This is a genomic window from Parasphingomonas caseinilytica (assembly GCF_036663755.1).
Classification (GTDB): Bacteria; Pseudomonadota; Alphaproteobacteria; order Sphingomonadales; family Sphingomonadaceae; genus Sphingomonas.
Map to the genome: position 1 here is coordinate 133,330 of NZ_JAXOJL010000002.1, position 19,341 is coordinate 152,670.

A 19,341-nucleotide genomic window follows, 5' to 3' on the forward strand; every position below is an offset into this window, starting at 1 on the left:
GCCATGAACGCACCCTTCAACCCCGCAAAGCTCGCGCACCGCGACCCTTTCGTCGCCTATGTCTGTGACGAAACCACGGCCGAGGCGCTGCGCCCGATCGTCGGTGAAATGGGCTGGGCACCCGAGAAGGTGAACAAGGGCGGGCTGCGCAACGCGGTCCAGTCTTTGTCCGTCTCGGCATCCCCGCAAATCCTGTTCGTCGATCTTTCGGAAAGCGGCGATCCGCTGAACGACATCAACGCGCTGGCCGAAGTGTGCGAACCGGGCACCGTCGTAATCGCGGCGGGCCAGGTCAACGACGTGCGCCTGTACCGCGACTTGGTCGTCAGCGGCATCCAGGATTATCTGCTCAAGCCGCTCGGCCCGGACATGCTGCGCGAGGCGTTCACGCATGCGCAGACGATCCTCAACGCGCCGAAGAACGCCGAGGCCGGCACCGAACGCCCGCATTGCTCGACCGCGATCATCGGCGCGCGTGGCGGCGTCGGCGCATCGACCATCGCAACGTCGATCGCGTGGCTGCTGAGCGACAAGGCCAAGCGCACGACTGCTTTGCTCGATCTTGACGTGCATTTCGGCACCGGCGCGCTGACGCTCGATCTGGAACCGGGCCGCGGCCTGACCGACGCGATCGAAAACCCCAGCCGTATCGACGGGCTGTTCATCGAACGCGCGATGGTGCGGTCGAGCGACACGCTGTCGGTGCTGTCGGCCGAAGCGCCGATCAATTCGCCCGTGATGACCGACGGCAGCGCCTTCTACCAATTGCAGGAAGAAATGCGCGCCGCGTTCGAATGCACCGTGGTCGATCTGCCGCGCGGCATGCTGGTGCAGCATCCGCACCTGATCGCCGACGTGCAGATCGCCGTGCTGGTGACGGAACTGACGCTGGCCGCCGCCCGCGACACGATCCGTATCCTGTCCTGGCTGAAATCGAACGCGCCGCAGACCAACGTCTTCGTGGTCGCCAACCGCGTCCATGCCGGGCAGCTGGAGATCAGCCGCAAGGATTTCGAAGGATCGATCGAACGCAAGATCGATTTCGTCGTGCCGTTCGACCAGAAACTCGCCGCACAGTCGGCCAAGCTCGGCAAGCCGATGGCGGAGGCGGGCAAGGGTTCGAAGACCGTCGCGCCGATCGGTGAACTCACGACGCAGCTGATGGCCTTCGGCGATGCCGTGGCGGAAGATGCGCCGAAAAAGGGGTCGGCCAAGACGGGTGGCTCGCTGATCGGCAAGTTCGATCTGAAGGCGATGCTGTCGAAGAAGCCGAAGAAATAACGCCGAAAAATAATGTGATGGGCGCGTGCGGTCGATTGACGGCACGGTAACGAAGCGGAGCGCATGATAGCAGCATGGAACTGATGCCGTTCATGATGATGGTCGGGGGCGCATGCGTCTTCCTGACGATGATTGCCTTCGCCTTTTCCGGGCCGTCGGCCGCGCGCGCGCAATCGCGTCGGCTGGGGTCGCTCAAACTGCGCCACAGCGGCACCGAAAACGTGGTCGAGGCGCAGATGGCGCGTCGCATCGCCGCCGCGCGCAGCAACAAGATGGACGGCTTCGCCGCGCAATTCCTGCCGCGCCCCGCCGAGCTGAAGAAGCGCCTGTCGCGCACCGGCAAGCCGTGGACGGTCGGCCAGTACGGCATGGTGACACTGGGCATCGTCGTGGTCGTGGCCACGTTGGGCTGGCTGAAAGGCCTGCCCTTCCTCCTCGCGTTGCTGATCGGCGTGATGCTGGGGGCCGGCCTGCCGCATTTCGCGGTCGGCTTCTTCATCAAGCGCCGCATTAACCAGTTCACCGTCAAACTGCCCGACGCGATCGAGTTGCTGGTGCGCGGCCTGCGGTCCGGCCTGCCGATAACCGAGACGATCGCCGTGGTCGGCAGCGAGATGAAGGGGCCGATCGGCGTCGAATTCCGCGCCGTGACCGACAAGATGAAGATCGGGCGCACGATGGACGCCGCCCTTCAGGATACCGCCGACCGGCTCGGCACACCCGAATTCCAGTTCTTCGTCATCTCGATCGCGATCCAGCGCGAGACCGGCGGCAATCTGGCCGAAACGCTCGCCAATCTCGCCACCGTGCTGCGCATGCGCGGGCAGATGAAGCTGAAGATCAAGGCGATGTCGTCCGAATCCAAGGCGTCTGCCTACATCATCGGGTCGCTGCCGTTCATCGTCTTCGGCATGATCTGGATGATCAACAGCAGCTACATGCAGACCTTCTTCATCGATCAGCGGCTGATGGTCGCCGGTGGCGGTGGCCTGTGCTGGATGGCCATCGGCGCATTCATCATGGCCAAGATGATCAACTTCGAAATCTGAAACGCAATTCAATATGGGGCATCGGTAGCAATCATGGGCGAAGGCGCCGGACCTAAGATCCTCGGGGTCGATGTGATGATGGCGGCGACATTGCTCGCCGGCGTCGCCGCGTTCGCCGTGCTGCTGGCGATCTACGCCGTGACCACGGTGCGCGATCCGGGCACCAAGCGCGTCAAGGCGCTGAACGACCGGCGCGAACAGCTGAAGGCCGGCATCACCGCCTCGACCAAACGTCGCGCCAAGCTGGTGACGAAGAACGAGACGACCGACCGGATCAAGGCGCTGCTTTCCGGCATGAAGGTGCTGCAGGACAGTCAGGTCAAGGCCGCGCAGATCAAGCTGATGCAGGCCGGCATCCGATCGAAGGAATATGCCGTCGCCGTCATCTTCGGCCGCCTCGTGCTGCCGATCGTGTTCGGCGCGATGGCGATCTACTGCGTCTATGTCGCGGAGATGTTCCCCGATTACGGCTCGCTGAAGCGCTACGGCATCGTCGCGGGTACGTTCGTGCTGGCCTATAAGGCACCGGACATCTTCCTGAAGAACAAGATCAGCAAGCGTTCGGATGCGATCCGCAAGGGCCTGCCGGATGCGCTCGATCTGCTCGTCATCTGCGCCGAGGCCGGCTTGACGGTGGACGCCGCATTCCAACGCGTGGCGCGCGAGCTGGGTCGCGCCTATCCCGAGCTGGGCGACGAATTCACGCTGACCGCGATCGAGCTCGGCTTCCTGTCGGAGCGGCGTCAGGCGTTCGAGAATTTGGCGATGCGCGTGAACCTCGACGCGATCAAAGGCGTCGTCACGACCATGGTGCAAACCGAGAAATACGGCACGCCGCTGGCGTCCGCACTCCGCGTTCTATCTGCCGAATTCCGCAACGAACGCATGATGCGCGCCGAGGAAAAGGCCGCGCGTCTGCCCGCTATCATGACCGTGCCGCTGATCCTGTTCATCCTGCCGGTGCTGTTCATCGTCATCCTTGGCCCGGCGGCCTGTTCGATCTCCGACGCGTTCAAGGGTGGGATCTAAGCGCCCTTGATCGCGGGCGAACTCGCGGTCAGGATGGGTACCCCATTGTAAACAGGCGACGACGATGCTGTTCTCCACCTTTCCGCAAGTGATTGCGCTGCTGATCCTGTTCGTCGCCGGCCTGTTCGTCGGGCTCGGCCTGCATCCCGGCGGAGCGAAGTGGAAGAAGCGCTTCAAGGACGAGAGCGACAATTACGCCGCCTTCCGCCGCGTGGCGGACAAGGCGCAGCGCGAGTCCAATCAGCGTATCGGCGTACTGGAGGCCGAACTGGCCAAGGCGCAGGATCGCGTCGTGGTGGATCAGCCGACGGCCGAGCCGACCGCGGTCGCGGCTCCGATGGCTGCGGCTCCGGTGGTCGCGGCTTCGGCGGCCACCGCCGCGCCGATCGTGGCCGCCGCCGCGCCGGTTTCCAAAAATCGTGACCTTTCCCGCATCCGGGGCATCGATTCGGTCCTGAAGACCAAGTTGTTCGCCCTCGGCGTGACGGAGTTCGGCGATATCGAAAATCTGACCGACGAGGACGAGATGGCGCTGGAACAGCGACTGGGCGTACCGGCCGGCTACATCACACGCGAACAGTGGCGGGAGCAGGCACGTTTGCTACGCACCGGCCAGGATGCCGAGCACGCCGAACGCTTCCCCCAGGACTGACGCTTATTCCAACGGCCCGCAGGTCGTCGTGCGCCGCGCCGCATCGAGCGGGGCGAAACGGGCGCTATCGGTGACCAGGATGCGGACCAAAGCGATGCCGCGATCGCCACCCACCTGTACGGCTTCGTAGCCCGCCGGAACGACCTGCCCGACGCGGGCGATGGCCAGCTTGAACGGCACGCCCCGCGCCTGCAACGCGTTGCGCACGAACACGGCATCGGTGTGCGAATCGAAGATCGACAGCGACCAATAAGGGGCTGGCACCGGCACGGCGTCGATCAGCACCGGCCCGTCGGACACGTCGAACGGACAGGACGAATAGGCCAGATCGGGGCTGGGCCGCACGATCTTGCGCGCCGCCGCCGTGGCGAGCGGGCTGTGGGTGAAGCGGTTGACGCCGCCGGCAGACACACGCTTCATCGCCGCCATCATCAGCACGTCCGGCGCGCGCAGCAACGCGATGTAATAGACCGCACCGGCGACGATCAGCCCGGCGAGGATCGGGAGCATCCAGCGGCGCATCAGCAGGCCTCCCGAACGATCGCGGGCAGAACGGACGCGGGCGGATTTCCGCCGCCGCCGTCACGCGGCAGATAGGTGCGCAGCGTGAGTTCAAGATGCGCGATCCCGCCGCTCGGCAGCCACGCTCCGGGTTGGCGGGCCGGCGACAGCGTCAGCGCCCAGCCCTCCGCGCCCTGATCCGGGAAGGCCGAACCGGCGACCGAATAGAGGTTCGCCGGATTGGCGATGAGATAGCCGTCGGGATCGTAGGCGGTGAGGCTCCACCACGCGGCGGGCAAGGCACCGCCGGTGATGCGGTAACGGCAACGGCCGTCGAGCGGTCGCCCTGCGCTATCGTTCGCGGCGGTGTAATAGCGCGCTTCGTGGGCGGGGAGCGCGAGCAAGCCCTTCAATGCGACGACCGCGCGGGTATAGGCGTCGGCATCGGCCGATCCGAACTGCGTGCCGGTCGCCCACGGACCGATCGTGACATTGTTGCCGAGCGCGCCGGCGCGCACCGTATAGACCGCGCCACCAAGGCCGAGGCCCGTGCCGGCAATCGTGCAGATCAGATAGCGCGCCCAGGGTTTCATCGAACCATCCCCGCCATTTTCACCGACGATATCGGCTTACGGAGAGGATGGATAGGATGTTCAGCCCTTCGCCGCGAGCGCCGCCTGTGCCGCCGCCAGCCGTGCGATCGGCACGCGGTATGGCGAGGCGGAGACGTAATCGAGGCCGGTCGCTTCGCAGAACGCGATCGACGCGGGATCGCCGCCATGTTCGCCGCAGATGCCGAGCTTGATGCCGGGGCGCGCCGCCCTGCCCCGCTCGGCGGCCATCTCGATCAACTGGCCGACACCTTCGATATCGAGGCTGACGAACGGATCCTTGGCGTAGATGCCGCGCTCGACATAGGTCGTCAGGAAGCGCGCAGCGTCGTCGCGGGACACGCCGAGCGTCGTCTGGGTCAGATCGTTGGTGCCGAAGCTGAAGAACTCGCCGATCTCGGCGATCTCGCCCGCCATCAAGGCGGCGCGGGGCAGTTCGATCATCGTGCCGACGAGATATTCGATTCGTTGTCCCTTTTCGGCGAACACGGCCTGCGCGGCCTTGTCGACCACCTGCTTCATCAGTTCCAGTTCGCGGCGCGTGCCGACGAGCGGGATCATCACCTCGGGGATCGGCGCGGCACCGGATTTCACCGCGACCTCGATCGCCGCCTCGAAGATCGCACGCGCCTGCATCTCGTAGATTTCGGGGTACGTCACGCCGAGGCGGCAACCGCGATGGCCGAGCATCGGGTTGAATTCGTGCAGTTCCGCCGCGCGGCGCTTGAGCACATCGACGTCCACACCCGCCGCCTTGGCGACTTCGGCGAATTCGGCTTCCTCGTGCGGCAGGAATTCGTGCAGCGGCGGATCGAGCAGGCGGATCGTGACCGGCAGGCCGGCCATCACCTCGAACAATTCCACGAAGTCGCTGCGCTGTTCGGGCAGCAATTTGTCGAGCGCGACGCGGCGGCCGGCCTCGTCCTCGGCCAGGATCATCTGGCGCACGGCGGTGATGCGCGCGGCATCGAAGAACATGTGTTCGGTGCGGCACAGGCCGATGCCCTCGGCCCCGAATTCGCGCGCCACCTTGGCGTCCAAAGGCGTCTCGGCATTGGCGCGGACCTTCAGGCGGCGGACGCCGTCGGCCCAGGCCATCAGCGTGCCGAAATCGCCCGACAGTTCGGGCTGCACGGTCGGCACCGCGCCGGCCATCACTTCGCCGGTGGTGCCGTCGATCGTGACGATATCGCCGGTGCGGATTTCGCGCCCAGCCACGCGCATCACGCCGGCCTTGGCATCGATCGAGATCGTGCCTGCGCCGGACACGCAGGGGCGGCCCATGCCGCGTGCGACGACCGCCGCGTGGCTGGTCATCCCGCCGCGCGCCGTCAGGATACCCTTGGCCGCGTGCATGCCGTGAATGTCTTCGGGGCTGGTTTCGGTGCGGATCAGGATCACCGCGTCGCCTGCCGCCGCGCGCTTTTCCGCCGTGTCGCTGTCGAACACCGCCGCGCCGCTGGCCGCGCCGGGCGAGGCGGGCAAGCCCTTGGTCAGCACGTCGCGCTTGGCCTTGGGGTCGAGCGTCGGGTGGAGCAACTGGTCGAGCGCCTGCGGATCGACGCGGGCGACAGCCTCCTCCTTAGTGATCAGCCCCTCTTCGGCCATGTCGACCGCGATCTTCAGCGCGGCCTTGGCGGTGCGCTTGCCCGAGCGGGTCTGAAGCATCCACAGCTTGCCCTGCTGCACGGTGAATTCGATGTCCTGCATGTCGCGGTAATGCGTCTCCAGCAGGTCGAACACCTTGGCGAGTTCGCCGTACACCTCCGGCATCGCCTCTTCCATCGAGGCGGGTTTCGCGCCGGCCAGTTCGCGGGCGGCGACCGTCAGATATTGCGGCGTGCGGATGCCGGCGACGACGTCTTCGCCCTGCGCATTGATCAGGAATTCGCCGTAATACGCGCGGTCGCCCTTGGCGGGATCGCGGGTGAAGGCGACGCCGGTCGCGGAGGTGTCGCCCATATTGCCGAACACCATCGCCTGCACGTTGACGGCGGTGCCCCAGGCGGCAGGGATGTCGTTCAGGCGGCGATAGACCTTGGCGCGCTCCGACTGCCACGATCCGAATACCGCGCCGACCGCGCCCCATAGCTGGTCATGCACGTCCTGCGGGAACGGCTTGTTCCACTGCGCCTCGACCAGCTTCTTGTATTCGGCGACGAGCGCCTGAAGATCCTGCGCGGTCAGATCGGTGTCGAGATAATAGCCGTTATCTTCCTTGGCGATCTCCAGCGCATCCTCGAACGCGGCGTGATCGAGCTCCAGCACGACATCGGAATACATCTGGATGAAGCGGCGATAGCTGTCCCACGCGAAACGCGCGTCGCCGCTGGTTTCGGCGAGACCCTTCACCGTCTCGTCGTTGAGGCCGAGGTTTAGCACCGTATCCATCATGCCCGGCATCGAGGCGCGCGCGCCGCTGCGGACCGAGACGAGCAACGGATCGGCCGCGTCGCCGAACACCTTGCCGGTGATGCCCTCGATATGGGCGATGCCCTTCGCCACTTCATCGCGCAGCCCTTGCGGAAACGCGCGGCCCTCGTCGTAATAGACTTCGCAGAATTCGGTCGAGATGGTGAAGCCGGGGGGCACGGGCAGGCCGATCGAGGCCATTTCCGCCAAGTTCGCGCCCTTGCCGCCGAGCAGGTTCTTGTCGCCCTTGCCGCCATCCGACACGCCGCCGCCAAACCGATATACGTACTGAGTCATCGTCATCCTCTAAGTATCTGATTTCGCTTGGGAGGCGATTAAAAGGTCACACTAGGGTCACACTGTCGACGCCGATCTACCCCTCGATCTTCGAGAAATCGGCGACCGTATGGACCGCGGCGCGCACGCGGGCGAGCAGCGCGAGGCGGGCTGTCCGCTTATCGGGCTCGGGATCGTTGACGGTCACGGTTTCAAAGAACGCATCGATCGGGGCGCGCAGCGTTGCGAGTGCCGCCATCGCCCCTTCGAAATCCTCACGCTCGACGGCGGCCTGCGCCCGGGGGGCAGCGGCGTCGAGCGCGGTGATGAGAGCAGCTTCGTCCTTTTCCGGCGTGTAGGACAGCCCGAAATCCGTCGTCCCGGCGGAGGCCGGGACCGCTGCGTTCGGGGCAGCCGTTTCGCCGGATGACCCAGCGGTCCCGGCCTTCGCCGGGACGACGTGGTTTTCCTTCTTCAGGATATTCGCCGCGCGCTTGTACCCGGCGAGCAGGTTCGCGCCATCGGGCGTACCGACGAACGCCTGCAACGCATGTACGCGGGCGAGCAGACGGACGAGATCGTCCTCGCCGCCCAAAGCGAACACCGCGTCGATCAGGTCGTGCCGGACGCCGGCTTCGCGTTGCTGGACTTTGAGGCGGTCTACCAGAAACTGAACAATTTGCTGAGCTTGCAGCGTTTCCATATGTTCAATAACTGCGGCGACGCCCTGCAATCTCGCGGAGGACTGAACGAGCTGCTCAGAAAACTGAGCCTTTAATCCATCGAAGGCGCTGCCTTCAGAGCCAGACGCGGTTTCAGTTGCTTTGGCCACTACATGCTGAAAAACGTTACCCCACAAAGCCCGTAGTTGATGATCAACCATGATCCTCAGTACACCTAGGCCAGCCCGACGTAGTGCGAACGGATCCTTCGACCCGGTTGGCTTTTCATCAATGCAGAAGAAGCAAGCTATCGTATCCAGCTTATCCGCCAACGACACCGCCACCGTGACCGGCGCGGTGGGGACGTCGTCGCCCTGGCCGACCGGCTTGTAGTGATCGCGGATCGCTTCCGCGACCGCCGCGTCCTCGCCCTGGGCGAGCGCGTAATAGCCGCCCATCAGGCCTTGCAGCTCGGGGAATTCGCCGACCATGCCGGTGACGAGATCCGCCTTGGCGAGGCGGGCGGCGCGTTCGGCTTGGTCCGCCAGCGTCTTGTCCCCCTCCCGCTTGCGGGAGGGGTTAGGGGTGGGCTCGCGCTCACCGCTGGCGGTAGCGGTCGTGGAGAGCGCGAGCCCACCCCCGGCCCCTCCCGCAGGCGGGAGGGGGGAAGAAGAGACAATACCTTCCTCCACCAGCCACCGGGCCAGTTTCGCGACGCGATCGACCTTGTCGGCGACCGTGCCGAGTTTCTCGTGGAAGACGATCGCCCCGAGTTTCTTCGCCTGTTCCTCCAGATCGACCTTCAGATCGGTATCGTAAAAGAACTTCGCGTCCGACAGTCTTGCCGCGAGGACCTTGCGGTTGCCCTCGACGATCTTCGCACCACCATCCACCGCATCGATATTGGCGGTGCAGACGAAGGCGTTCGCCAGTTTCCCGTCCGCATCACGGCACACGAAATACTTCTGGTTCACGCGCGCGGTGAGCTGGATCACCTCCGGCGGCACATCCAGGAACGCTTCGTCGAAGCGGCCGAGCAGCGGCACGGGCCATTCCGTCAGGCCGGCATTCTCGGTTAGCAGGCCTTCGTCCTGCACCAGTTCCAGCCCGGCCTTGCGCGCGGCCATCGTCGCGCCGAGCGCGATGATCTGGCGGCGTTCGTCCTGATCGACGATGACATGGGCCTCGCGCAGCGTCTCGGCATAATCGGCGGCGCTGCCGATCGTGATGACGCCGGGATTGTGGAAGCGGTGGCCGACCGTGGCCGCGCCGGAGGTGATCCCGGCGATCTCGAACGGCACGACCTCCTCGCCGAGCAGGGCGACGATCCCTTGCAGCGGGCGGACCCATTTCAGGCTCTCGGTCGTGGTGCTGGCCGCGCCCCAGCGCATCGATTTCGGCCAGGGGAAGGCGCGGACGATGTTCGGAATCGCCTCGGCCAGCACGTCGGCGGTGGCGCGGCCGGGCTTGTCGATAACCGCGAACAGGATGCCGTCGCGCTCGACCAGTTGCTCGCGCGTCAGGCCGGTCTTGCGCAGGAAGCCTTCGAGCGCCTGCGGGGGGGCGCTGGATTTCGGGCCTTTGGTCTCTTCGCTGACCGCCGCCGTCTCTGCCGGCAAATCGCGGGCGATGAGCGTCAGGCGGCGCGGGGTGGCGTAGGTGGTGATGCCGGACGCGACGATGCCGGCTTTGGCGAGTTCGGCGGCGAACAGGCGGGCGAGATCGTCCCGCGCCTTGTCCTGCATGCGCGCGGGGATTTCTTCGGAGCGGAGTTCGAGGAGGAAAGCGGTCATGCCGTCCACCCCGGATACGCCGCTTGCCAGTCGGGCGTGCGATGGTCGATCCAGGCCTGGCAACTGCCCTTCGCGAGATCGCGGACGCGGCCCATATAGGCCTGGCGTTCCGCCACCGAGATGACGCCCCGCGCCTGCAGCAGGTTGAAGACGTGGCTGGCCTTGATCGCCTGTTCGTAGGCGGGGATCGGGAGTACCGCCTCCAGCGAATTCTCGCATTCGGCCACATGTTTGCGGAACAGGTCGAACAAAGCCTCGGTGTTCGCCACCTCGAAGTTCCACTTCGACATCTGCTTCTCGTTTTCGAGGAACACGTCGCCATAGCTTACGCCCGCATCGTTGAAGGCGAGATCGTACACGCTGTCCTTGTCCTGGATGTACATCGCCAGGCGTTCGAGGCCGTAGGTCAGCTCGCCGGCGACGGGCTTGCAGTCGAAGCCGCCCATCTGCTGGAAATAGGTGAACTGGGTCACCTCCATGCCGTCGCACCACACTTCCCAACCCAGGCCCCAGGCACCGAGCGTGGGGGATTCCCAATCGTCCTCGACGAAGCGGATGTCGTGTTTGGTGAAATCGATGCCGATCGCGGCAAGGCTGCCGAGATACAGTTCCTGCAGGTCGGACGGGCTGGGCTTCAGGATCACCTGATACTGATAATAATGCTGCAGCCGGTTCGGATTCTCGCCGTAACGGCCATCGGTCGGGCGGCGGCAGGGCTGGACGAAGGCGGCGTTCCACGGCTCCGGGCCGAGCGCGCGCAGCGTGGTCGCGGTGTGGAAGGTGCCGGCGCCCATTTCCATGTCGTAAGGTTGCAGGATCAGGCAGCCGCGTTCGCTCCAGTAATCGTGGAGCTTCAGGATCATGCGCTGGAAGCTGAGCGGCTGGCCCAAAAGTAAAACCCCAAAAGACGCGTTCGCAGGTGCGAGAAGACAAGCGCGGACGCTTTGGCGCAAGGCTCCGACAGGGTCAACCGGGCGAGGTTAATGCCGCACGGGTGGAGCATCGTGGTTAAATCGCGTGCGTTGCATCCGCGCGGCGGACGGGTAGAGACGGCGGCATGACCTATCGCCGCCCGCTCGCCGCCCTCGCCCTTCTTCTGGCCGCCCCGGCCGTCGCGCAGACCGCCGCGCCCGCGCCGGCCGTCACGCAGGCCGATCCGGCGCTGTGGGTGGTGAAGGATGCGGACACGACGATCTACCTGTTCGGCACGATCCATGTGTTGAAACCCGGCATCGCCTGGTTCGACGACGCGGTGAAGACGGCGTTCGATTCCAGCCAGCAACTGGTGCTTGAAATGGTCGCGCCGGAAACGCCGGTGATGCAGGCGCTGGTGATGAAGCTGGGCACCTCGCCCGCCGGGCCGACGCTGACCGAGCGCCTGCCGGCGAAGGACCGCCCGGCTTATACGAAGGCGGTGACGGGCCTCGGCCTGCCGGCGGCGGCGTTCGACCGCTTTCAGCCGTGGCTGGCGGCGACGAACCTGACGCTGCTGCCGATCCTGAAGATGGGATACGATCCTGCAAACGGCCCGGAGACGGTGCTGACGGCGGCGGCGAAGAGCGCGGGCAAGCCGGTGATCGGGCTGGAAACGGCGGAGCAGCAATTGGGGTATTTCGCCAAGCTGCCCGAGAACGTGCAGGTGAAATTCCTGACCTCCACGGTGCGCGACCTGCCCAAGATCGGGCCGAAGCTGAACGAGATGGTCGCCGACTGGTCGCACGGACAGCCCAAGGCGCTGGCCGATTCGATGAACGGAGACATGAAGGACACGCCGGAAGTCGCCAAGGTGCTGCTGCTCGATCGCAACAAACGCTGGGCCGACTGGATCAAGGATCGGCTCGATCAGCCGGGCGTCGTGTTCGTCGCAGTGGGCGCGGGGCATCTGGCGGGCAAGGGTAGCGTGCTGGACGAACTGAAGGCACGGCACGTAACGTCGGTGCGGATCAAATATTGATCGGTTTCCGGCGCTGTCTGTTCCTGGCGCTGCTGGCGCTGGCGGGATGCGGCAGGCCGGCGGTCGAGGCGCGGCCGGCTTTGTGGCGGGTGAGCGACGGCGATACCGAGATCTGGCTGCTCGGTACGATCCATGCGCTGCCGCCCGGCGTGCACTGGGAGACGCCTGCGGTGACGCGGGCGATCGACGGGGCGGATACTTTGGTGACAGAGATCGCGGCGGCGTCGCCCGAGACGGCTGGCGTTGAGTTCGCCAAATTCGCGGCGGCGAAGGGATTGCCGCCGATCTCGGAGCGTGTCGCGCCGGAACAGCATGCCGTGCTGGCCGACGCGGCGGAGGCGGCGGGGGTTTCGATCGAGACGCTGAACGGGCTGCGGACCTGGGCGGCGGCGGTGACGTTGGCGGCCGGGCCGATGCGCGCGACGGGGGCCTCGCCCGAGCATGGCGTGGAGGCGGCGCTGGCCGCGCGTTTCGCCGGGCGGCGGCGGGATGCACTAGAGACTCAGGGGGAACAGCTGGCGATCTTCAATGCTCTGCCCGAGGCGGCGCAGCGCGTGTTGCTGGCGCGGGCGTTGAGGGATACGGATGGCTATGCGCCGACGCTCGCCGCCTGGGAAGCGGGCGACGTGCGGGCGCTGGCGGCGAGTTTCGAACCGGCGTTCCGGGGTGCGCCGGAATTGCAACGCACGCTGGTGACGGAACGCAACGCGCGCTGGGCGGGCTGGATCGCGCGGCGGATGGGCGCGCCGGGGCATGTGCTGGTTGCAGTTGGCGCAGGGCATCTGGTGGGGCAGGATTCGGTGGTGGCGATGCTGGCGGCGCGGGGACTCAAGGTGTCGCGCGTGCAATAGTTGCGTTTCCCGCACTTTTCGCATAAAGGCGCGCGCTTCCGCGTCAGGGTCATCCCTGGAGGCCTGGGGCGGATTTGAACCTGCATTTCGGAGCATATGATGAGCGAAAAACTGACGCTCGCAGCCGAGACGCGCGAACAGGTTGGCAAGGGAGCCTCCCGTTTGTTGCGCCGCGAAGGCCGCGTACCCGCCGTGATCTACGGCAACAAGCAAGACCCGATCTCGATTCACCTCGAGGAAAAGGCGCTGATGCGCGCCTTGATGACCGGGCATTTCATGAATTCCACCGTGTCGATCGAAGTCGGCGGCAAGTCCGTGCTGACGCTGCCGAAGGACGTGTCGTTCCACGTCGTCAGCGATCGCCCGACGCATGTCGATTTCCTGCGCATCGGCGCGCACACCACCGTGCATGTCAGCGTGCCCGTCGTGTTCACCGATGAAGACGACGCGCCGGGCATCACCAAGGGCAACGGCGTGCTGAACATCGTGCAGCACGAGATCGAGCTGGTGTGCGACGCATCCGAAATCCCGAGCGAGATCACCGTCTCGCTGAAGGGTCGTGAGATCGGCGATTCGATCCACATCTCGAACATCACGCTGCCCAAGGGCGTCGAGCCGGCGATCACCGACCGCGACTTCACCATCGCGACGATCGTTCCGCCGACCGTGCCGACGGCCGAGGACGAAGAGCTGGACGCAGCGGTTGCCGAGGCGAATGCCGAAGCAGCAGCCGAGGCTGAAGCCGAAGTTGCTGAAGGCGACGACGCCGAAGGCGACAAGGCCGAGTGATCTAAACGCCCCTCCCCTTCAGGGGAGGGGTTGGGGTGGGGAAGTCACGCGGACGTCAGCGTTCCGGACTGCCCCTCCCCCAACCCCTCCCCGAGGGGGAGGGGAGTTTTTAGAAGATGCAACTCTGGGTCGGCCTCGGAAATCCGGGCACGCAATATGCGCTGAACCGGCACAATGTCGGCTTCATGGTCGCCGATACGATCGCCGATGTTTACGGCTTCGCGCCGCCCAAGAAGCAATTTCTCGGCTGGACGCAGGAAGGCCGCGTCGGCACGCAGAAAGTGCTTCTGCTCAAGCCCGCCACCTTCATGAACGAAAGCGGCCGCTCCGTCGGCGACGCTTTGCGCTTCTACAAGCTGGACGTGTCCGCGCTGACCGTCTTCCATGACGAACTCGATCTCGCCCCCTTCAAGGTGAAGGTGAAGACCGGCGGCGGCACGGCCGGACATAACGGCCTGAAATCGATCGACCAGCATCTGGGGCCGGATTTCCGCCGCGTGCGGCTCGGCATCGGGCACCCCGGCCACAAGGATCGCGTCCACGGCTATGTTCTTGGTAATTATGCCAAAGCGGAGATGGACCAACTGGCTGATCTCCTCGGCGCCGTCTCCGCCGAAGCACCTTGGCTGGCAGCGGGGGATGACGGGCGCTTTATGAGCGACGTTGCGGTAAGGCTGGCGGCATGACCATCCGCTCACTGTTCGCCACCCGCCTGTACGAAGCACCGCTCGGCGATGAGGATCTTCTCGCCGATCTCGACCGATCGTGCCGCATGCTGGCCGAGGACGATCATGCCGGGCGGGCATGGTCGAAGGCGCATGGCTATCGCGGTTACACCTCCTACGCCTCGCTCGACGATCTGCCGCATCGCGACCCCGCATTCGGCGATCTGGTGCGGCACCTGAACAAGCATGTCGCGGCATTCGCGAAGGACTGCGCGTTCGACCTGGGCGGCAAAAAGCTGAAGCTCGACAGTCTGTGGGTCAACGTCCTGAAACCGAAGGGCGCGCATTCGGGGCATATCCACCCGCATTCGGTGGTGTCGGGCACGATCTACATCGCGCTGCCGGAAGGATCGGCCGGGCTGAAGCTGGAAGACCCGCGCCTGCCGATGATGATGGCCGCGCCGACCCGCACGGGGGATGCGCCGGAAGAGCTGCAACCGTTCGTCTATGTTACGCCGGAAGATGGCACGATCCTGTTATGGGAAAGCTGGCTGCGGCATGAGGTGCCCGGCGGCAACGGCAAGCAGGACCGGATCAGCATCAGCTTCAATTATCGTTGAACGGCACTTAGCCGTCATGGTCCGAATATTCGGGTATCGTAACATATGTTGTGATATAGCCGACAGCTCTACATCAGCGACCGATCGGACGTTTCGCCCTAGCCGTAACGACTACCGGAATTGCCGGCTCTGCTAAGGAGCCAGCCGCCTCTTCCGCATTGGAAGGAAGCGTGTGGCCGGATCGTCGTCGCAACATTGGTTGAGTGCCCGTTTGGCCGCGCATTATCCGCAAGGACCGCGCGAGATCGCCGCGCTGGACGAACTGGATTTCTTCGAGCGCGAATTCGAACCCGGCCAGTATCTGCTGCGCGAAGGCGACCGGCCGAAATATTGTTCGTTCCTGCAGAGTGGCTATGTCTATCGCCACAAGATCGTCGGGGATGGCGGGCGGCAGATCGTGTCGATCCACTTGGCCGGCGATTTCATCGACGTGCAGAATATTCTGCTCGATCAATCCGACCATAATATCCAGGCCCTGACCATCGCGACGGCGCTGATGGTTTCCGTGGAAGAACTGATTCAGGCCGCCACGACGCATCCCTCGATCGCCAAGGCGCTGTGGCGCGAGACCCTGGTCGAGGCATCGCTGATGCGGGAATGGATCGTCAACGTCGGGCGGCGCGATGCACGTGCGCGCACCGCGCATATGTTGTGCGAGATGGCGATGCGGCGCGAACATGCCGGGCTTGGCCCGCGCGAGACGTTCGACCTGCCGATGACGCAGGAACAACTCGGCGATACGCTTGGCCTGACGGCAGTGCACGTGAACCGCACGCTGAAAGCCTTGGAAACGGGCGGGCTGATCAAGCGCCACAAGCGCTCCGTCACCGTGGCGGACTGGCGCGGATTACAGCAGGTCGGCGATTTCACCTCCGGCTATCTGCATCTGGAGCGGACCAATACCTGAACGTGATGGCATTCCAAGCACGCTGGCTAAGCATGCTGGCGTTTTCGCCGCTTATTCCGTATCGCGCGTGCCCATGTCGCCGGCGTGCCCGGCATCCATGATCTCAAGGCGTACAAGATGGGTTTTCGTTGTGGTATCGTCGGACTGCCGAATGTCGGCAAATCGACCCTGTTTAATGCGCTGACCGAAACGGCGGCGGCGCAGGCGGCGAATTATCCGTTCTGCACGATCGAGCCGAACGTCGGCAACGTGGCGGTGCCAGATCCGCGGCTCGGCAAGCTGGCGGCGATCGCGGGATCGCAGAAGATCATCGAGACGCAGTTGGGTTTCGTGGATATTGCCGGACTGGTGCGTGGCGCGTCCAAGGGCGAGGGTCTGGGCAACCAGTTCCTGGGTAACATCCGCGAGGTGGACGCGATCGTCCATGTGCTGCGCTGCTTCACCGAAACCGACGTGACGCATGTCGAAGGCAAGGTCGATCCGATCGCCGATGCCGAGACGGTCGAGACCGAACTGATGCTGTCCGATCTGGAATCGCTGGAGAAGCGCGTGCCGGCGTTCGCCAAGAAGGCGACGCAGGGCGACAAGGAGGCGAAGATCGCCGCATCTGTGCTCGGCCAGGCGCTGGACCTGCTCCGCGACGGCAAACCCGCGCGGCTGACGGTGCCCAAGGACGAGGACGAGGCGCGCGTGTTTTCGCAAGCGCAATTGTTGACCGCCAAGCCGGTGCTGTACGTGTGCAACGTCGATGAGGTCGATGCGGCGAACGGCAACGCGCTGTCGGCCAAGGTGTTCGAGAAGGCCAAGGCCGAGGGCGCGCAGGCAGTCGTCGTCTCGGCGGCGATCGAGGCAGAGATCGCGACGATGGCGCCCGACGAACGCGGCGAATTCCTGAGCGAACTCGGGCTGGAGGAAACCGGCCTCGCCCGCGTGATCACCGCCGGCTATTCGCTGCTGCAATTGCTCACCTTCTTCACCGTCGGCCCCAAGGAAACGCGCGCCTGGACGACGCATGTCGGCGCGACCGCGCCGATGGCGGCGGGCGAGATCCACAGCGATTTCGAAAAGGGCTTCATCCGCGCCGAGACGATCGCGTTCGACGATTTCGTCAATTTGGGCGGCGAAGCGCGCGCGCGCGAAGGCGGCAAGCTGCGCGCAGAGGGCAAGACCTATGTCGTGCAGGACGGCGACGTGATGCACTTCCTGCACAGCTGACATGATCGCCCGGCTGATCCTTGCGCTGCTGCTGGCCGCCTTCGCCCTGCCGGCGATGGCGAGTGCGCCGTGCCATGACGGGTCGGGCAAGATGACGGGCATGACGATGGGCCACGACGCGCCTGCGCCCGCGCCAATGCGGGACCACGAAAAGGCGATCGCGGTGCATAGCTGCATGGGATGCATTCCGCCAGCCAGTCTGGTGCGGCCGGCGTTCGCCGTGCCGTTGCGGCCCGAAGGGGCGATGCGGATCGTTGCGCTCGTCCGGTTCGATGCGGGGCGGTCTTCGCCGCCCGCGACGCCGCCGCCACGCACGGACGCATGATCGACGGGGAGGTCTCTCCCCGATGTTCATGATTTCCATGCGAAAGATATTGCGATGAAGACTTGTTTGCGCGCGGCCTGTGCCGCGGTGCTTCTATCTCCCGTGCCGGTGATGGCTCAGGGGATGGACCACGATATGCACGGCATGACGATGCCGATGAAGCCTGCGCCGAAGGCGAAGGCCAAACCCGCGCCCAAGAAGAAGCGCGCCGCCCCCGCCCCTTCCGCTTCCGCTTCCGCTTCCCCGGCGAAGGCCGGGGCCCAGTCGGGAGACGCTGGCAACGAAGCGCCGCCCGTCGTTACGCCGGACGTCGCGACTGGGCCCCGGCCTTCGCCGGGGAAGCAGGAAGGAGGAATGCCTTCCGTTCCCGCCCCAGCGATGCAGATGGACCATTCACAAATGGATCATACCCAGATGGGTCATACCGGTATGTCCGGTACGATGACGATGGATGCGAAGGACATGCCCGGCATGACCATGCAGATGGGCATGGGCGGCAGCGACTATGCCGAAGGGTCCGGCACGTCGCGCCTGCCCGCGAACGAGGGCATGATGCAGGGCGTGCACCTGATGACCGGCGACTGGATGCTGATGGCGCACGGCTATGCCTGGGGCGCCTATACCGACCAGGGCGGCCCGCGCGGCGACAACATGGCGTTCGTGCAGTCCATGGCGATGATCACCGCCGAACGGCCGCTGTCGGACGGCGTGCGCCTGCGCTTGCAGACGATGCTCAGCCTGGAGCCGCTGATGGGCGCGCGGGGCTATCCCAGCCTGCTCGCCACCGGCGAGGCGGCGAACGGGCAACCGCTGATCGACCGGCAACATCCGCACGATCTGTTCATGGAACTCTCCGGCAAGCTCGACGTGGATGTGGGCGAGAACAGCCGCGTGTTCCTGTATGGCGGCCCGGTGGGTGAGCCGGCGCTCGGGCCATCGGCGTTCATGCACCGCAAGTCGGCGCAATATAATCCGCTGGCGCCGATCACGCATCATTGGTTCGACAGCACGCATATCACGTACGGTGTGGTGACGGCGGGATACGCGACGCCGAAGCTCCAGATTGAAGCGTCCGCCTTTCGCGGTCGCGAACCGGACGAGCGGCGCTGGAACATCGAGACGCCGAAGCTCGATTCGTGGAGCGTGCGTGGCACCTGGACACCCTCCCCCGCCTGGGCGTTGCAGGTCAGCTACGGCCATCTAAAATCGCCCGAGGAACTGGAGCCGGACGGCAACGAACGCCGCACCACCGCCAGCGTGCAATATGCGACCGGGCCGCTGACCACGACCTTCGCCTTCTCGGCCAAGGATAAGGGACCGGGCCGCACGCTGACCGCGTTCCTGGGCGAGGCGAACTGGGATCTGGACGCGCACAACAGCGTATTCGGCCGGTTCGAGAATGTCGCGAACGACGAGCTGTTTCCGGACGAGGCCAGCCCGCTGCACCACCGCCGCTTTCGCGTCGGCAAATTGGAGGGCGGTTATGCCCGGCGCGTGAAGCTGGTCGGGCCGGTGAACGTGGCACTCGGCGGGACGGTCGGCACCTATTTCCTGCCCGCCGCGCTGGACCGGGCGTACGGAAAGATGCCGGTAAGCTTCACGCTGTTCGCGAAGCTATCACTCGGGAGTTGACCGCGCGGCGATAATAAACCGTCATGCCGGCCTTGTTCCGGCATCCACCGTGCCGCACACATTCCGTGGATGGGTTTGCGGCACGGCGGCCCCCGGAACGCGTCCGGGGTGACGTGC

The 19,341-nt window shown here is 65.2% G+C and carries 18 protein-coding genes; 13 read left to right on the forward strand and 5 right to left on the reverse strand.

Annotated elements, in window-relative coordinates; all coding sequences use genetic code 11:
• Positions 1–3: 3 nt before the first annotated feature.
• The 4 genes from U1738_RS07075 (at position 4) to U1738_RS07090 (ending at position 4,011) form a co-directional block, all read left to right on the forward strand.
• The gene (locus U1738_RS07075; RefSeq protein ID WP_332788345.1) at positions 4–1,281 is read left to right on the forward strand and encodes a CpaE/TadZ family protein; all 1,278 of its coding nucleotides are present in this window, start codon (positions 4–6) and stop codon (positions 1,279–1,281) included.
• Between the two features lie 74 nt (positions 1,282–1,355).
• A complete protein-coding gene (locus U1738_RS07080) occupies positions 1,356–2,330 on the forward strand; it encodes a type II secretion system F family protein (RefSeq protein ID WP_332788346.1) in 975 nt (324 codons plus the stop codon).
• Between the two features lie 33 nt (positions 2,331–2,363).
• Positions 2,364–3,359 carry a type II secretion system F family protein gene (locus U1738_RS07085; protein ID WP_332788347.1) on the forward strand — a complete coding sequence of 332 codons (996 nt, stop codon included), beginning with the start codon at positions 2,364–2,366 and terminating at the stop codon, positions 3,357–3,359.
• 64 nt (positions 3,360–3,423) lie between these two features.
• Positions 3,424–4,011, forward strand: a complete 588-nt coding sequence (locus U1738_RS07090) for a helix-hairpin-helix domain-containing protein (protein WP_332788348.1) — start codon at positions 3,424–3,426, stop codon at positions 4,009–4,011.
• Positions 4,012–4,014: 3 nt separating this feature from the next.
• Here the strand turns inward: U1738_RS07090 and U1738_RS07095 are convergent, their stop codons facing one another.
• The 5 genes from U1738_RS07095 to U1738_RS07115 all read right to left on the reverse strand — a co-directional run bounded on the left by U1738_RS07095 (position 4,015) and on the right by U1738_RS07115 (position 11,129).
• Positions 4,015–4,533, reverse strand: a complete 519-nt coding sequence (locus tag U1738_RS07095) for a DUF1254 domain-containing protein (protein WP_332788349.1) — start codon at positions 4,531–4,533, stop codon at positions 4,015–4,017.
• Positions 4,533–5,105 carry a DUF1214 domain-containing protein gene (locus U1738_RS07100; RefSeq protein ID WP_332788350.1) on the reverse strand — a complete coding sequence of 191 codons (573 nt, stop codon included), beginning with the start codon at positions 5,103–5,105 and terminating at the stop codon, positions 4,533–4,535. Before U1738_RS07100 ends, U1738_RS07095 begins: the two co-directional genes overlap by 1 nt.
• 60 nt (positions 5,106–5,165) lie before the next feature.
• Positions 5,166–7,832 carry a pyruvate, phosphate dikinase gene (ppdK, locus tag U1738_RS07105; RefSeq protein ID WP_332788351.1) on the reverse strand — a complete coding sequence of 889 codons (2,667 nt, stop codon included), beginning with the start codon at positions 7,830–7,832 and terminating at the stop codon, positions 5,166–5,168.
• Positions 7,833–7,908: 76 nt separating this feature from the next.
• Positions 7,909–10,266 carry a glycine--tRNA ligase subunit beta gene (gene glyS, locus U1738_RS07110; RefSeq protein ID WP_332788352.1) on the reverse strand — a complete coding sequence of 786 codons (2,358 nt, stop codon included), beginning with the start codon at positions 10,264–10,266 and terminating at the stop codon, positions 7,909–7,911.
• A complete protein-coding gene (locus U1738_RS07115) occupies positions 10,263–11,129 on the reverse strand; it encodes a glycine--tRNA ligase subunit alpha (RefSeq protein ID WP_332788563.1) in 867 nt (288 codons plus the stop codon). The genes glyS and U1738_RS07115 overlap by 4 nt, the downstream gene beginning before the upstream one ends.
• 194 nt (positions 11,130–11,323) lie before the next feature.
• Here U1738_RS07115 and U1738_RS07120 point away from each other — a divergent pair, with 194 nt between their 5' ends.
• The 9 genes from U1738_RS07120 to U1738_RS07160 all read left to right on the forward strand — a co-directional run bounded on the left by U1738_RS07120 (position 11,324) and on the right by U1738_RS07160 (position 19,224).
• Positions 11,324–12,220 (forward strand): TraB/GumN family protein, encoded by an 897-nt coding sequence (locus U1738_RS07120; RefSeq protein WP_332788353.1) that lies wholly within the window; start codon positions 11,324–11,326, stop codon positions 12,218–12,220.
• Positions 12,217–13,071 (forward strand): TraB/GumN family protein, encoded by an 855-nt coding sequence (locus U1738_RS07125; RefSeq protein ID WP_332788354.1) that lies wholly within the window; start codon positions 12,217–12,219, stop codon positions 13,069–13,071. Before U1738_RS07120 ends, U1738_RS07125 begins: the two co-directional genes overlap by 4 nt.
• Before the next feature lie 99 nt (positions 13,072–13,170).
• A complete protein-coding gene (locus U1738_RS07130; protein WP_332788355.1) occupies positions 13,171–13,860 on the forward strand; it encodes a 50S ribosomal protein L25/general stress protein Ctc in 690 nt (229 codons plus the stop codon).
• Between the two features lie 116 nt (positions 13,861–13,976).
• Positions 13,977–14,546 carry an aminoacyl-tRNA hydrolase gene (gene pth, locus U1738_RS07135; RefSeq protein WP_332788356.1) on the forward strand — a complete coding sequence of 190 codons (570 nt, stop codon included), beginning with the start codon at positions 13,977–13,979 and terminating at the stop codon, positions 14,544–14,546.
• On the forward strand, positions 14,543–15,145 hold the full coding sequence (locus tag U1738_RS07140) for a TIGR02466 family protein (RefSeq protein ID WP_332788357.1): 603 nt from the start codon (positions 14,543–14,545) through the stop codon (positions 15,143–15,145). The genes pth and U1738_RS07140 overlap by 4 nt, the downstream gene beginning before the upstream one ends.
• 199 nt (positions 15,146–15,344) lie before the next feature.
• On the forward strand, positions 15,345–16,052 hold the full coding sequence (locus U1738_RS07145) for a Crp/Fnr family transcriptional regulator (protein ID WP_332788358.1): 708 nt from the start codon (positions 15,345–15,347) through the stop codon (positions 16,050–16,052).
• Between the two features lie 117 nt (positions 16,053–16,169).
• Positions 16,170–17,267 carry a redox-regulated ATPase YchF gene (gene ychF / locus U1738_RS07150; RefSeq protein ID WP_332788359.1) on the forward strand — a complete coding sequence of 366 codons (1,098 nt, stop codon included), beginning with the start codon at positions 16,170–16,172 and terminating at the stop codon, positions 17,265–17,267.
• Between the two features lies 1 nt (position 17,268).
• Complete coding sequence (locus U1738_RS07155) at positions 17,269–17,592, forward strand: hypothetical protein (RefSeq protein WP_332788360.1); 324 nt, start codon at positions 17,269–17,271, stop codon at positions 17,590–17,592.
• Between the two features lie 399 nt (positions 17,593–17,991).
• Positions 17,992–19,224, forward strand: a complete 1,233-nt coding sequence (locus tag U1738_RS07160) for a hypothetical protein (RefSeq protein WP_332788361.1) — start codon at positions 17,992–17,994, stop codon at positions 19,222–19,224.
• The last annotated feature ends 117 nt before the right edge of the window (positions 19,225–19,341 follow it).